A 14,568-nucleotide genomic window follows, 5' to 3' on the forward strand; every position below is an offset into this window, starting at 1 on the left:
TGCCTCGGTGCGGTGCCCGCGGCGTCGTGCGATTGGCACTGGCGCCCATGACGAAGCGGCGGCACCCGTCTGTGCGGGTGCCGCCGCTGTGCCCTTCCCTGGGTGGTGCTGGAAGTCAGCCGGCCAGGCTGATCAGACCGTCGTTGCGCACCCAGCCCTTCGTGCCCTTGGGTATCCCGGACTTGGAGCGCTGGGTGAGCTGGCTGTAGTTCCAGCTCCCCTTGCTGCAGAAGACCTTCAGCTTGTCGCCCCGGTACAGATAGCCCTTGCTCTTGTAGCCGGTGGCCGGGCCGCTGCGATAGTTCCAGGCGTTCTTGCCCACCGTGGCGCCGAAGTTGGCCCAGTTGACGGTGCACCGGCTGTTCTCGCCGACGGCGTGCGCGGCCGGGGCTGTGGTCACGGTGAGGGCGGCGGCAGCAGCCATCGCCAGGACAGCGGGGAGGGCGGAGCGGGTCGCGATACGGCGGATCATCGAAGACCTTTCGAAGGACGTGATGTGGCAGACGCCCGGCGGCGTGCCTAGTTGATGCTGTGCCCGCACGCGCGGTCCGGGAGGGGCACGCTCTCCTGGTCCCGTATGCCGGGTCAGTGACTTGCCGGGGCGTCCCGTCCAGCGGGGCGGCCGCAGGGCGCGGGTCAGTAGGTGTCGCGGACGTGGTTGCGCAACACCCCGCCATTGCTGGCCTTGGGCAGCTCGTTCTTGCTCTTGGCCAGGAGGGTGACGTAGTACCAGCGGCCATTGGAGGTGTCGCGGTAGCAGTTCTCGAAGAGCCGTCGTTCTTGGTGAGCAGTCCGGCGGAGGTGTAGGTGGTGCCGGGCCCGGCGCAGGTGGAGACGACCTTCACGCTCTTGTACTGCGGGTCGCTGAACCGTGGAAGGGCTCTGCCCCGGCGCCGGTGCCGCCGAGGCGGCCGGGGCCGGGGCGGTGAGCGCGCCGCTCAGCAGGGCTACGGCGGTGACGACGGATGCTGTCCGTCGCCGGCGGAGAGGGCGGGCAGCGGCGAGGCGGCGGGCTGGCCGGGCCCGTTCCGCCGGGCGGGAGCCGCCACCGGGTTGTGTGCCGCATCCTCCCGTCCGGCGGCGCCCTCACCGGCCGTGCCGTCCACGAGTGCTGCGGCCGCGCGTAGATGGGGTGGCACACCTGCCGCCGATCTGACTGTGTGGAGCCGATGCCGTGAGCGCCCGTCCCGTCCCGATCCCGCCCCATACGGGCCTGGCCATCGGGGACCTCCCGACCGATCCGGCGGCCGACACCAACCAGCTGCACCAGCTGGCCCGCACGCTGCGCCACGAGAGGCGCCAGGTGCTGGGCTTTCCCGGCAACATGGACTTCGCTCTGGAGGAGCTCGCCCCGCTGCTGGGGGTGTTTTTCGACAACGTGGGCGCCCCGTACTCCTGCGACGCTTCCAGCATCGGAGCCAAGCCCTACGAGATCGCGGTGCTGGAGTACTTCGCCGGTATCACCGGGGCCTTGCTGTCCGACGTGTACGGGTACGTGGCCTCCTCCTCCCGCGAGGCACTCCTGCACGGGCTGGCCACAGCGCGCCGGGTACTACCCGCTGCCTGCGTGTACGCCTCCGACCAGGCGCACTACAGCGTCAGGCGGGCATGCGAGCTGCTGCGCATGGAGCTGGTGACCGTGGCATCGCTGCCCGAGGGGGCAATGGACGCCGAGGACCTGCGCCTGCGGGTGCGGCAGCGGCGCCCAGCAGGCGGCTCAATCGTCGTGGCGACCTGCGGCACCACGATGCGCGGCGCCGTAGACGACATCGTCGCGCTGCGCGCGGCCGCCGAGACGGCCGGCACGGTGTACATACACGTGGATGCCGCGGGCGGCGGGCTGGTTGCTGCGCACACCAGCCCGCAGCCGCACTGGTCGTTCGCGTACGGTGCCGACTCGGTGAACATCTCCGGGCACAAGATCCTGGGGCTCCCGGTCCCGGCGGGTATCTCGCTGGTGCGGCGCGATCTGCTGCCTGAGACGGCCGCCGGGAAATACATCGCGGCCGCTGACCACACGCTGGCCTGTTCACGCAGCGCACTGGCCTCGCTGCTGCTGTGGGCGCGCCTGCGCTCCCTGGGGCGCACCGGGATGGCCGCGCTGATCAGCCGGTGCCAGGAGGTGGCTGCGTATGCCGTCGGCCGGCTCGAGAAGGCAGGTGCCGGCCCAGGGCATGTCCCCGGGACGCTGACCGTCACCTTCGCCCGGCCTCCCGCCTGGGTGGCGGACAAGTGGCATCTGGCGTGCGCCGGGCAGTTGGCCCGCTTGGTCGCGGTCGGACATGTCACCTACGCGGCGGTGGACGAGCTCGCCGCAGATCTGGCCGGCACCCGGCTGGGGGCCGCCGCGTGACCCCCGCCGTGCCCCTGCGTCGTTCGCTGCGGGCTCTGCCTGCCGACGTCGGTGAGCTGATGGACCACACCCCGGAATCCGCCTACGCGTATCTGCGCGGCACCCACCCCGCCCTGTTCCTCACCCCGCCCGGGGACGGTGCGATCGGCATCATGCGCTGGCCGATGACCGAAGGCCAGATCGTCCACCGTGACCAGTGGTGGATGCTGCTGCAGGACCCGGTCGTCTTCCCGGACGGTCGTCACGGCCGGTGCCTGCGCATGGTGTCCCCGCAGAAGGAACCGGGCGTGGCCGTGCTGCCGCTGATGGGCGACGAGGTGGTCCTCATCGAGCACTTCCGGCATGCCACGCGCTCCTGGCACTGGGAGATCCCTCGTCGCGGCGGCACCCCCGGTCTGGGCGACAAGGAGAACGCGGCCAAGGAACTTCAGGAGAAGCTCGGCGTCCCGTCCCGGGAGCTCATCGAACTCGGGATGCTCCATCCCGACACCGGGATCCTGGCTGGCGCGGTCGGACTGTATGCGGCGCGGATCGACGCAGTCGAAGGGGTCGAAGGGGTCGAGCACAGCGAAGGTATCCGCCGGGCCCGCACCGTCGCCTTCACTGAGGCCGAGGACCTGGCCGACCGCGGTTCGATCACCGACGCCTTCACCATCGCAGCTCTCTTCCGGGCCCGCCGGGCCGGGCTCGCCGGCTGACGGACCCGGCCTCGGCACGGTTCGGTCGACGTCCAACTCCTCAGCGTCGGCGGGCTGCGCCCGGCAGCCCGGCCCGGGTATATGCGGCGGGCAGGGCTGCAGGACGTGGTGCAGTCGCTGGACGGCGGATACGCGTCCCGCCGCGCGGGACGCCGATGCAGAGGGTCGGCCTGTCCCTCCCGCCGGGCGGGCCGCCGCCCGCCGCCAGGTGCCTGTGGCCGGTGTCCGCGGCAAGGCTGCTTGCGGCGGCCCTCCTTGAAGGGCTGTGCGGTAGTGACCGCCGGGAGAAAGGCCCCTTCGTTGAGCGAGCAGCCCGTTTCCCTCACCGGCCCTGAGGACTGGATGAGCGGTGTTGGACCGGATGCATACGCTCTGGCGTGGGTGGGCCCCGAGCCGGATCCGGTCGGTGCGCTGAGCCCGCCGGTGGCGGGCTTGGCAGGTGTCGAGCGCGCGGAGTTCGACACCCAGCGTCTGGTGCTGGAGGAGGTCGTGCACGCCGGTGCGGCGGAGGCGCTGCGCCGCTGGATGGTGCTGGAGGACGGGCAGCGGCACCTCGCCGTCATCGCAGCCGACCCTCAGACTCCGGGCGGTGTGCGCGAGCTCAGCGCGGGCATGCTGGTCCGGGCGGTGCTGGAGGACAAGGAGCCCGCCCCCGGCCAGCCGCAGCTGACAGTGCTGCTGAGCGAGTGGCTGTACCTGCGCAACGCCCGCGCACCACAGGGCCTCGAGCTCGGCTGGGTGACAGCGGCGGCGGCCTGGGCCCTGCACATGCGCGACTTCACGCCCTTTCCGCCGCCGGGCATCGTTGCCCGGGCTCTTGCCTCCTCCGGTGAGCAGGGCCTGGCCACCGAGGCGCTCATCGAGGAGAGTGCCGCGTCGGTGTGCAATCTCCTCGCCCGCGCGCAGCTGCCCTACCGCAGCAGGGACGAACTCGTCGCCGACTGGCGGACCTTGGATGCCATGGCCGCCAACGTGCCGGTGCTGGCGGAGAGCACCTTGTGGCTGCTGGACGAGATGGCGCTGCGTGACGTGCACGCCCAGCAGCTACGGGCCATCCTCGAGCCGGACATAACCGACCACCTGACCGACCGGCTGACCAGCACCCGGCTCGGCGATCAGCGCGGCTATCCGCCGCTCGATCCGCAGCGCACCGCGCTGCTGCAGCAGGCCCGGCAGGCCGTCCGCGCCTACACCGCCGCCGCTCATGGCGGGCAGCCGCGCGCCGCGCAGCAATTGCTGGACGCCTTCCCCGTCCCGGCCAGAGCGCTCGAGGTTCCCGGCCCGGCCGCCGCCTGGCGCGAGGTCTCCTCCACGGCGCAGCAGGCCGCCGGCCGGCTGGCCGATCAGCGCGCGCTGGCGTTCGAGGAGACCAGCGCCTCCTACCTCGCCGACCCTGAGCTACTCAACGCCACCCGCGGCTACCTCGATACGCGGCAGGCGCAGCTGCAGGTGGTGCACGACGCGCTGGGTCGGCTCAACGACGGCCCCGCTCCGGTGCCGGGTCTGCTGCCCGCCGAACTCGCCGACGCCGCCGCCGGGCTGAGCGTCCTGCGCGTCACGGAGGCCTTCGGTACTACCGCCCGCGCCCGCCAGGCGTTGGACGGCCAGATCGCCTACCAGAAGCAGCGGCCCGCATCACCGCCCTGGCGCCTGCCCCGGGACCTGGAAGTCGTACGGCTGCAGACGGTGCGCGACCGGCTCGACCAACTGCCCGGCGAAAGTCCCGCCCTCGACGAGCGGGACATCCACCAGCGCGTGAGGGCCGTTATGACCCGCACTACGCCCGCTGCACCTGCCGTGTCGCTCCCGCCGCTGCGCCGGCCGGCTGCGGCCGACCCACGTCACAGCCATCCGCACCAGCTCACCTCTCTCCCAACGCCCGGGCTCCAGCCCTGAGCAGAGCAAGACGCGCCAGCGCGTTGATGCTGGCGCTGGCGCCGTTTTCGGCGGTGCGGCGCCCGCCTGCCGGTGTCGCGGCAGGCGGGCGCCCGGTTACGCGGACAGCCACTGCCATACCAGCTGTACGGCCAGCGCTCCCGCGCCGGTGACCGTGCCCCGCAGCAGGGCCCAGCCGGCCGTACGGGCGAGCTTTCGCAGAGGGTTGGGCTTGCGTGTTTCCATGTGTCGCTCCTCCCGAGTCAGCGCCCACCCCCCTTGGGCGGCCGCGCTCTCAGGAGGCCCTGCCGGGAGGGCGTCCGGCGATGTTCCGGTTCGCCGGAAATCCGGTCCGGCAGCCGTTTACGCTGCTCACACAGGGGAGCTGCGGACACAAGAACGCGTCCGGTCCGGATCCGGACCGGACGATGCGTGCCGGAGAAAGGACCGCGGTGGCGGGGGAGGAACCGAGCGCACAGGCCGCGTTGATCACGGCCTTGCGAGACCTCAAGGGCAAGGCTCGCCTGGGCGACAACGGGCACATCATCCGCTACGGAGAGCGCCATTCGCCGCGGGTCGACTTCAAGTCCTCGACCCTCAGTGACTGGTTCACCGGCCAGTCGGTGCCCTCCGACCCAGTCAGTTTCAGGGCGCTGATCGACTTTCTGCAGGAGCAGGCCCGCCGCAAGTCGGGCCGTCCCACCACGCCCTGGCAGTGGTGGGAGACGCTGCGGATGGCGGCGCGTGAGGAGCGCCGCCAGCAAGGCCGCCCTCGTCTTCCCCACGAGGTCCTGGCAGCCGACCACGCCGCGACGCCTGCGGGTTTAGTCTCTGTGATGACCCCTGCTGTCCCGGGCCCGGAGCCGGATGGGACGGCAGGTCCACAGCACGATCAGCCAGCTGACCCCGTGCAGATCCCGGCACAGATCACGACCGCTGCCGCAGCGGTCCGCGTGCAGCCGCCGTGGCCGGTGTGTGAGAGCGGAGCACCGCACTGCCTGGGACGCCGGGTTGAGCCCTATCAAGGCTGTCTGCCGCACCTCGCTGCCGGTGAACGCGAGGCCTACCTCAACAGTCTGGGCCCCGGCTCAGACATCGACCTGCGCGGCACCGTGGTCACCCACGACGCCCTGACAGACCTCTTGAATCGCACACGCATCAACGGTCGGCCCCACCTGGGCCGTACTCAGTGGGACAGTGCACGCTTCGCCGGAGAGGCCGACTTCGCCCGCGTGATCTTCAAAGGCCCCTGCAGCTTCAGCGACGTCACCTTCGTCGGCGACACGGACTTCGCCGGGGCCACCTTCGAGGCGGACGCGGACTTCACCGGCAGCACCTTCACCGACAACGCCTGGTTCAATGCAGCCCTCTGGAACGGTAAGAGCCTGTTCGACGAGGTCACCTTCAGCGGGACCACCAGCTTCGACAGCGCCAGTCTCCGACTCGGCCGGTTCGCTTACGTCTCCTTCGGGGAGGTCCACTTCAACCGCGCGACCTTTGCGGAAGGTGCCGAGTTCCCCGGCTGCACCTTCGGCGGCCGCGCCGACTTCACCGCGACCGCGTTCGCCAGTCACGCGCGCTTCCAGGCCAGCACGTTCTCGGCGGAGGCCGCCTTCGACCAGACCGTATTCAGCACCAACGCGGACTTCAACGGCGTGGCCTTCGGCAATGTGCATGAGCTCGGCCCCCTTACCTGCGAGGGCACGCTCGACCTGACCGGGGCACTGTTCACCGGGCCCGTCGGGGTCGCGGCGTCCGCGGCGCGCGTGGTGTGCCGGCGTACCCGGTTCGAATCCGCCTCGATGCTCACGCTGCGCCACGCCGAGGTCATCGTGGAGGACGTTGCGCTGAACTGGCCCCTGGAGATCGTCTCATCCGGTTCCCCGCTGGTGGCGAAGGACGGGTCGGCCGTGGCCGACCCGTCGAACGACGACCCAGCCGTGCGCCTGCTGTCCCTGAGGGGAACGGACGCCGCCCACCTGGCCCTGAGGGACCTCGATCTGTCCCGCTGCCACTTCAACGGCGCCTTCCACCTTGACCTCATCCACCTCTCGGGGCGCTGCCGCTTCGCCTCCACGCCCCTCGGCGTCCGCTGGCGCCGCGGACTTCCGGTGACCTTCAAGCGGCGCGCGGCTCTGGCCGAGGAGCATCACTGGCACGCGGCACGAGGACGGCAGGGCTGGATACCCGCGCCAGCAGGTACCGAGATCCTGGCCGCCGAGCAGCTGCACTACCTGTACCAGTCGCTGCGCAGCGCCGCCGAGAGCCAGCACCGGCCCGAGGCACTGGACTTCGCCTACGGCCAGAAAGAGTTCCGCCGCCACGACCCCGCGAACCCCCTGCCCGAGCGGCTGCTCCTCTTTTTCCACTGGCTCGTGTCCGGCTACGGCCTGCGGGTCAGGCGCATCTTGATGTGCCTGGCCGCGAGCATCGCGGCCAGCATGGTGGTCCTGATGCTGTGGGGGCTGCCCAAGAGCCCGATCGACCCGCAGCTGCGCGGCAGCCCCACGAGTCTGCAAAGTGCCCGCCCCGTCCCGCCGGACCAGGCTCTGACGCACCGGCTGACGCCCGGGCGCTTCGAACAGTCGCTGCGGGTCGTCCTGCACGCGGCACTGCTGCGGCCGTCCCCGATTCCGCTCACCGCGGCGGGCACCTACGCCGAGCTGTCCTGCCGCATGGCCGAGCCGGGGCTTGTCCTGCTCGCGGTGCTGACTCTGCGGCGCCGCACCCGAGCATCCGGCTGACCAAGACTGCGGACCTGTGATCGTGGCGCGCTGCGGTGCCGTGGTCAGCGTGTCTGCCCGCCGCGGCGCGGCCCCGGGCGGGGCCGGCGGCGCGGGGCGTCGCCGTCGGCGGGGGCGGACGGGGAGGAGAAGCCGCCCGGCACGCCGGCGCGTGCGGGTGCCGGGACCTTCGGCGCGGGCGCCTTGAGGGCGGTGGCTGCGGGCCGTGGGCGCGGGGCGCGGGCGATGGTCCTGGCGTGAGGGATCAGGGGGGCGCAGGTCTCGCAGACCTCTTCGACGCTCCACACCCGGCCGATGGTCGGGTCGTGGCGCAGGATCAGCACCGCGGCGCCGGTGCAGTGCACCCTGGTGTCCTCGTGGGCGGCGCAGCGGTCGGCGCGGCAGTGGCAGGCGGCGTTGGGCCGCAGGGTGGCCGCCTTGGCGTGGGCGGCCGCATGCCGGGCGGCGAAGGCGCGCAGCGCCGGAAGATCCTTGGAGCGGGCCGGCATCCGGCACGCCGAGGTACTGCAGGTGACGGTGGCCGAGCGGTCGGCGAAACCGGTGAGCCGGACAGTCCAGACCCGCCCGGGGATGCGCTCGGTGGAGGATTCGCTGTACGCGGTCGTCACGCGGGCCGTCCGTTCGTGTGGGGGGTGCTGTCGATCCACTATGTGCTACCCGCGTGCCGCTTGGGCAGCAGGTTTTCTGCCTGGGCGGTGTCTTCCCGAGCGGTGAGTCCGCAGGATGCGGCCGTGTCCCACCAGACGGCAGAGTCCCCGTTTCGCGGTGGAGCGAAGCCACGCAGCAACCTCTTGACCTTTTCGGGTCTTTTCGCGTGCGAGGCCGGCACGGCCCTACCGTGGTGGCAATCGGTCCCGGATGCGGGCCCGACAGGTCGCACCGCTCAACGGACCGGTGAGCTCAAAGGGGTTGGGGATGCGCTTACGGACCGACAGCGGCGGCCCGAACGGCAACGGCCGCTGGAAGAACGGATCAGCCTGGCCGCACCCGGGGGCACCGCAGCCCCCGGTCGGCAGCACACCGCCGCAGAGCGCAGGCCATGCAGGTTCCTGACCCCGCCCTCAGCCGGGCCGTCCTGATCAGCGCACGATGTCGGCCCCGTGGCATGGCCGTCTGCGCCGTGCCGGGCGCGGCTTCAGGCGAGCGGCAGGGCGCTGTTGCGGTCGCCCCTGGTGCGTGCGTGCGGCGGGCGGATGAGGATGCGCGGGTTGAGCGGACCGGGGGTGAACCCGCGGCGCAGGTAGGCGCGGTGGGCGGCGGGGCTGTTGGGCACGACGACGAGTCCGGCCTCGTGGGTGTCGGCCAGATGCAGCGCGTGGTGGACCAGTCGGCCTGCCGAGACGGGGTCGTCTTCGCGGGCGACGAGGCTGCCCGCTTCCCACCAGGTGCCGCCGGTGCTGTTGCGCAGATAGTGGACGGTGGTGGTGACCGGGACGATCGTGCGGGCGCGTAGCAGCATGTTGCCGGTCTCGGCCGGCACGGAGAACATCACGGCGATGGCGATCCCGTAGGCCGCGAGCGGCCACGCTCCGAGGGCGACGGCCCAGGCGGCGGCCTGCAGTGGCAGCCAGAGCCAGGCGACGAGCACTGCGATGCCCAGCAGGAGGACACCTGCGTATGCGGCCCGGCGGGGCCAGGGCATGCGGGGGCCGGTGACCGAGACGGTGGCGGTGCCGTGGGCGAGGACGCGGCCGCCGGCGTGCATGACGGCGAGGGCGAGCAGCCACAGCCAGCAGGCGGCGGGCCGGGTGCAGGGGTGGATGGGCGGCGGGCCGAGGCGGCGCTGGGCGAGGGCGGCCAGGCGGGGCAGTTGGCGCCAGCGGGGGCGCAGGGGGGCGGGTATGTCCAGGCGGGTGGCGGTCATCTCGGTCCATTCTCAGCGGGTCGGAGGTCGGTGGCCGGGCCGGTGCGCCTCGGGCGGGGGCTGCTGGCGCAGCGGCGAGGTCGGCGGCAGAAGGGCGGCGCGTTCGGCGGCGGTGCGTTCGCGTATCTGCTCCAGGCGGCGCTCGACGCGGGCGTGGGTGTACAGGTCGATGGCGTCGGTGAGGTGGTCCCATTCCTCGCCGTCGAGGCCCGCGGGGCGCGGGCCCATGACGTCGGGGCCTGCGCGGTGGTGGCGGCGCCGGTAGTCGCCGATGGCGGTCAGGAGCTTGGTGTAGGTGCGCTGTTCGTCCTCGTCGTCCTCTCCGGGTGCGGTGATCTCCTCCATCCAGGATTCGGGCAGGGGTTCGCCGGCGAGCACGGCGGCCAGGGCACGCCGCGCGAGGCGCGCGTCCAGTGCGCCGTAGGAGAGGGGGGCGACGCCGAAGGGGTCGCGCAGGGCCGGGTGGTCGGGCAGGGGGCCGGTGGGCGGCGGCGTGTCGAGGTGGCTGAGGGCCGCTTCGATCATGACCGAGGCGGGGGCGTCGGATGGGGGGAGGTGCACCGGGCGGCGGCGTCCGGTCAGGGCGCGTACCCGGGCGTCCAGGTCGTCCCAGGCCGCGGCATCGGTGGGGTCGGCGGGGCGCGGGCCCAGTCCGGGGGCGCCGGTGATGGCGTGGCGGGTGCGCCACAGTTCCACCAGTGCGGCGGTGGTGGCCCACGCGTGGCGGCGCCTGGGGGCGCTGGTGGGTGGCGGCGGGCCGAGCGGGTGGGCCCAGGGGGGCGGGGCGGCGGCCAGGGTGTGGCCGCGGTCGGCGAGTGAGCGGGCCAGGATGCGGTGGCGCTCGGCGAGGTGTGTGACCCAGTGCTCGGGGGTGTCGCGGTGGACCAGGGCGCGGGAGTCGGCGACCCAGTCGGGTATTTCACCGCGGTGGTTGGGGCGGTGAGGGGCGTGGTCGGGCAGGCGCTCGCGCCACCGCAGCTCGGCGTAGATCTTGTCGGAGACGGCGTCGGCGCGGGCCAGCGCGGCGCGCGCGGAGTGCTGGCGCTGGGCCGTGGTGGCGCGCCGGGTCGACAGGGTTCGGCGGATCGCGGCCAGTGAGGTGGCGCTGCTGGTGGCCCGCTCGCGCTGGAAGTCCTCGCGGGCGGTGTCGCGCCAGTTGAGGGCGCGGCGCAGCTGGGACTCGCGGGTGAGGTCGGCGATGACGTGCCGGGCCGTGGTGGAGAGCGGGGTTTTGTTCGTCTGGGCGCGGCGGATCTGGGTGCGTACGAGGGCCAGTTGGGCGGCGAGCTCGCGGCGGGTCAACTCGCCGAGGGGCCGCTGGTCCCAGGCGGGATGGGTGTGGCCGGCGCGGGTGGTGACTTCGGTGGGCAGGTGGGTGAAGGCGGCGTCGGCGGCCTTGAGTGCCTCGCGGGCGGTGGCGCGGTGGGAGGCGGCGAGCCGGGTGAGGGTGTGCAGTTGGGTCAGCGTGAGCGCGGCCAGGGGACGGGGCCGGTCGTCCTGCTGGGCTTCGGCGGCGTCCTGCAGGCGCTCGCGCAGCCGCCAGGTGAGCACCGCGGAGGGGTCGTCCGCGTCGGCGAAGCCGCGCTTGGGCACGGTGCTTCCCAGCAGGCGGGGCAGGTCGAACCCGGCTCGCTCGGCGTCGTGGAGCGCGCGGATCAGGGCCGGGTAGGCGTCGGCGGCCATGAACATCGCGGCCCGGTCGGGGCCGAGGGCGTGCTCGAGCAGGCCGGTCAGCCGGGCGGTGGTGGCGCGTTCGGCGACGTCGGCGAACTCGGCGGACAGCTGCCCGGGCGCGGCGATTTCCTGTTGCAGGGCGGTGATCGACTCGGTCGCCGACAGCTGGGCGCGGCGCCTCGCGGCGATCGAGGCGAGCACGTCGTCCATGCGGTCGCCGTCCTCGATCGCAACGTAGAGGCGGTTGGTGCGCGCCCCGCGGGTCAGCTGGACGTAGACGCCTTCGCGGTTGGAGCGGGCTGAGGCCAGCGCGTGCGAGGTGTCGACTGTCATGCCCTGGGAGCGGTGGATGGTGGAGGCGTAGCCGAGCTCGCACTGGGCGGCCATGTAGTCGGCGGGCAGGCGGATGCGGCCGCGGTGCTGGGTGTGGCGGACCACCACGTCGCCGCCGGGCAGGATCTGCTGGATGCGCCAGGTGTCGCCGTTCTTCACGAAGTCCCTGCCGCCGCGCACGGTCATGCGGCGGCGGTTGAGGCGGGTGACGATGACGTCGCCGACGTGCGCGTGCTGCCCGGCGCGCAGGGCGGCGGCCCGGCTGGTGTCAACGGTCCCGGCCTCGATGTGCCAGGCCTGGGCGCGCAGGTTGAGCGCGGTCACGGTCGCCGTGTCGGCGGCCGTCATCAGCGAGGTGAGCCCCTTGGCCAGGTCCTTGGCCCAGGCGGCGAAGACCATGTCGCACATCGCGTCGTAGTTTCCGGCGACGATCCGGCCCTTGTCCCGGTACCAGTCGAAGGCGGCCCGGTGGTCCTCGCCGTCGCGCAGGACGAGGGAGGCGTTGGCCTCCCCGTCCGCCCGGAAGCGGTGCAGCTGGTCGAGTTCGACGGCGGCGCCCGCCCGGGAGATGAGCCGCAGGGCTCCCCCGGCCTCGACGGCGGCGAGCTGGTGGGGGTCGCCGAGCAGGCGCACTACCGCGCCGGCGGCGGCCGCATCGGCGAGGATCCGATCGAGCATGAGGGTGCCGGCCATGCCCGCCTCGTCGATGAGGACGACGTCGCCAGGCCGTAGGTGGAAGTCCTTGCCGACCGTTTTTCCTTCGGTCGCCCGGCCGCGCTGGTGCAGCCAGGAGTGCAGGGTGTGGGCGCGCGCTTTGAGGTCGCCGCCGAGGACTTTTGCCGCGCGGGAGGACGGGGCGAGCGGGATCAGCCGGCCGCCGGCCGCGTCCACGGCCCTCGCCACCAGACGCATCGCCGTGGTCTTTCCGGCGCCCGCCGGTCCAAGGCCTGCCAGCAGCAGCTTCTCGGACAGGACGAAGGAGGAGGCCAGTGCGCGCTGTCCGGCGTCCATCGGGCCGCGGTTCAGGGCGGCGATGCGGGCGAAGGTGCCCCGCCCCACCGGCGGGATCACGCTTCGGCGCGCGGCGGCCAGGAGCCGGTTCTCGGCCGCCAGCAGGGAGTGGGTGGTGTAGGTCTGCGACCCGATCGGCCGGTAGAGGGATGTGCCGTCCGCGCGCTGCAGCTCGGGGTGCGGGGGGTTGATCTCGGGCGGGGTGATGTCCAGGCAGTCGACGTGGGCGAGCACCAGGTCGGTGATCTGCTCGGCCGCCTGGGGCTCGGCGGTGGCCCCGGCCAGGGTCCGCATCAGGTAGCGGCGCGCCTCGGCCAGGACGTGTCGGCGGCGAAAGGTCGTACGGCGCTCGCAGACCGCCGCCAGGACGTCTTCGGCCGCGGCGGCGAGGTCGAGCGCGGCCGGGGCGGGCCTGGCGTGGGCGGCGGCCTGCGCGGTGGCGAGCAGGTTGTCGACGACTTCGCGGTCGGTGGCCGCGATCGCCCGGCGCCGCCAGTCGGCGAGCAGGTCGTTCAGGGAGCGGGCCTGGCGCTTGGGCGGGCGGGTCTTGACGGTCGCCTGCCACTGCAGCCGGGTGCGGGCCGGCCGGCCCGGCTGGCGGCCGTGGCGGCGCCGGTAGTCGTCGAACAGGGTGTCCGCCATGGTGCGTACCGCGTGGGAGCGTTGCGCGAACGCGGCGCGCAGACGCCGGTCGATGCCGACGATTTGCATCACCGGCCGCTGGCCTGGGGTGACCTCGACCTCTTCGGTGGCAAGGCCCAGGCGGGAGCAGACGAGCTCGAGGGAGCGCTGGTTGAACAGCTCGCTGGCGACCACGACATCGCGCAGCAGGAGGCGGGAGTCCAGGTTGCGCCAGCGGCCGTCCGGCCCTTTCACGCGCGGGGATATGACCGCGTGCTCGTGCACCATCGGATCGCCCGCACGGGATTCGTAGTGGAGGTAGACGGTGGCGAGCAGGCCGGGCTCGGCCCGCTGTTGGGCCACGCCGCCCGGGCCGGTGCGGACCGCGAGCGCATGGTTCTCCAGCCAGGTCAGGGCCTCCGAGCGGGCCTGGGCCAGGACCTCGAGGACGATCCGCCGCACCTCGGGGCCGCCGAGCGCGAACAGCAGCGACAGCTCCTCGGAGGAGAAGGTGAGGTCGTAGCCGGTCAGGGCGCGGCGTTGCGGGCCGGTCCGCGCGGCCAGGAACCGGCCGAGCTCGGCGCCGTCGGACGGGGCCCGGTGGTACTCGGCCTCGAAGGCGCGCGCCGCACACCGCATCCGCAGGTTCTTCGTCTCGGCCTTCGTCAGCGGGCGGCACAGCTGCTCACTGACATGTGCGAGGACCTCCTCGATCTCCTTGTCGAGGGGGGATGACTCAGCGAGGCGCGGTACGGCCGGCCCGAGCTTGGCCGCCTTCATGGCCCGCTTGCGCGAGGCCCCTTCGCTCAGTTCGCGGGCCGCGATCACCTCGGCGTCGGGGTGCATACCGAGCCCGAACAGGGCCCGCATCTGCGCGTCGCTCACGATGCCGGACAGCCCCAGAGCGCGGGCGGCCTGCCCGTGCCACACGCCGGGCGGCACCCCCGGCACGCTGGAGGACACCGTCAGCTCGGTGCCCTGGGCGCCGTCGCCGAGGGCGATGTTGCGCCGGTAGTAGCGCTCCCGCCCCGCGGTGAACGCGTTCGCTGTCATCCCCACGACGCCAGAAGACCACCGCGTAACAGGTCGGTGCGGGCCATCACCGGCGCGGGGCCCCGAACCTCCCAGGGCCCGAAAAGCAACCTCCGAACACGTCCCGCAGCAAGGGAAATCGGCCCTCGAGCACGGCGGCGCGTCAAAAGTGCCAGAGGTGTACGGCGACCGACCTGCCACCGACCGCGACCACACACCCACACACCACCGGCACCCACCGGCACCCCGGCCCAGGCATCACCCCTCACCAGGACCGGCCCCGCCCCGGGGCCCCTCTCCCCCGCCGGATTCGGACGTCGTCCCGTGAGCGGGACCGGGCGCAGCGACGGGCGTGCTACGGCC

The 14,568-nt window shown here is 72.9% G+C and carries 9 protein-coding genes; 4 read left to right on the forward strand and 5 right to left on the reverse strand.

What is annotated here, in order from left to right; all coding sequences use genetic code 11:
* Nucleotides 1–115 precede the first annotated feature (115 nt).
* Complete coding sequence (locus tag OG883_RS45730) at nucleotides 116–472, reverse strand: SH3 domain-containing protein (RefSeq protein WP_266554767.1); 357 nt, start codon at nucleotides 470–472, stop codon at nucleotides 116–118.
* Nucleotides 473–1,174: 702 nt separating this feature from the next.
* Between OG883_RS45730 and OG883_RS45735 the strand changes: the two genes are divergently transcribed.
* From OG883_RS45735 to OG883_RS45745, 3 genes are all read left to right on the forward strand, one after another.
* Nucleotides 1,175–2,353 carry a pyridoxal-dependent decarboxylase gene (locus OG883_RS45735; protein ID WP_266554769.1) on the forward strand — a complete coding sequence of 393 codons (1,179 nt, stop codon included), beginning with the start codon at nucleotides 1,175–1,177 and terminating at the stop codon, nucleotides 2,351–2,353.
* Nucleotides 2,350–3,051, forward strand: a complete 702-nt coding sequence (locus OG883_RS45740) for an NUDIX hydrolase (protein ID WP_266554771.1) — start codon at nucleotides 2,350–2,352, stop codon at nucleotides 3,049–3,051. Before OG883_RS45735 ends, OG883_RS45740 begins: the two co-directional genes overlap by 4 nt.
* A 381-nt stretch (nucleotides 3,052–3,432) precedes the next feature.
* Complete coding sequence (locus OG883_RS45745; protein WP_266554773.1) at nucleotides 3,433–4,947, forward strand: hypothetical protein; 1,515 nt, start codon at nucleotides 3,433–3,435, stop codon at nucleotides 4,945–4,947.
* Nucleotides 4,948–5,043: 96 nt separating this feature from the next.
* Here the strand turns inward: OG883_RS45745 and OG883_RS45750 are convergent, their stop codons facing one another.
* On the reverse strand, nucleotides 5,044–5,172 hold the full coding sequence (locus tag OG883_RS45750; protein ID WP_266554775.1) for a hypothetical protein: 129 nt from the start codon (nucleotides 5,170–5,172) through the stop codon (nucleotides 5,044–5,046).
* 182 nt (nucleotides 5,173–5,354) lie between these two features.
* On the opposite strand from OG883_RS45750, the gene OG883_RS45755 reads away from it, so the two are divergent.
* Nucleotides 5,355–7,670 carry a pentapeptide repeat-containing protein gene (locus OG883_RS45755; RefSeq protein WP_266554777.1) on the forward strand — a complete coding sequence of 772 codons (2,316 nt, stop codon included), beginning with the start codon at nucleotides 5,355–5,357 and terminating at the stop codon, nucleotides 7,668–7,670.
* 44 nt (nucleotides 7,671–7,714) lie between these two features.
* On the opposite strand, the gene OG883_RS45760 is transcribed toward OG883_RS45755, so the two are convergent.
* From OG883_RS45760 to mobF, 3 genes are all read right to left on the reverse strand, one after another.
* Nucleotides 7,715–8,278, reverse strand: a complete 564-nt coding sequence (locus tag OG883_RS45760) for a hypothetical protein (protein WP_266554779.1) — start codon at nucleotides 8,276–8,278, stop codon at nucleotides 7,715–7,717.
* A gap of 527 nt (nucleotides 8,279–8,805) precedes the next feature.
* Nucleotides 8,806–9,534: a hypothetical protein gene (locus OG883_RS45765; RefSeq protein ID WP_266554781.1), complete on the reverse strand. Its 729-nt coding sequence runs from the start codon at nucleotides 9,532–9,534 to the stop codon at nucleotides 8,806–8,808.
* 12 nt (nucleotides 9,535–9,546) lie between these two features.
* Nucleotides 9,547–14,226, reverse strand: a complete 4,680-nt coding sequence (gene mobF, locus OG883_RS45770) for a MobF family relaxase (RefSeq protein WP_266554783.1) — start codon at nucleotides 14,224–14,226, stop codon at nucleotides 9,547–9,549.
* Between the last annotated feature and the right edge of the window lie 342 nt (nucleotides 14,227–14,568).

The sequence above is a fragment of the Streptomyces sp. NBC_01142 genome (assembly GCF_026341125.1).
Classification (GTDB): Bacteria; Actinomycetota; Actinomycetes; order Streptomycetales; family Streptomycetaceae; genus Streptomyces.

What these genes read in the sequence shown, in the direction of transcription:
- OG883_RS45730 (WP_266554767.1), bottom strand. Translation starts at nt 472, where the DNA reads ATGATCCGCCGTATCGCGACCCGCTCCGCCCTCCCCGCTGTCCTGGCG.
- OG883_RS45750 (WP_266554775.1), bottom strand. Translation starts at nt 5,172, where the DNA reads ATGGAAACACGCAAGCCCAACCCTCTGCGAAAGCTCGCCCGTACGGCC.
- OG883_RS45755 (WP_266554777.1), top strand. Translation starts at nt 5,355, where the DNA reads ATGCGTGCCGGAGAAAGGACCGCGGTGGCGGGGGAGGAACCGAGCGCA.
- OG883_RS45765 (WP_266554781.1), bottom strand. Translation starts at nt 9,534, where the DNA reads ATGACCGCCACCCGCCTGGACATACCCGCCCCCCTGCGCCCCCGCTGG.
- mobF (WP_266554783.1), bottom strand. Translation starts at nt 14,226, where the DNA reads ATGACAGCGAACGCGTTCACCGCGGGGCGGGAGCGCTACTACCGGCGC.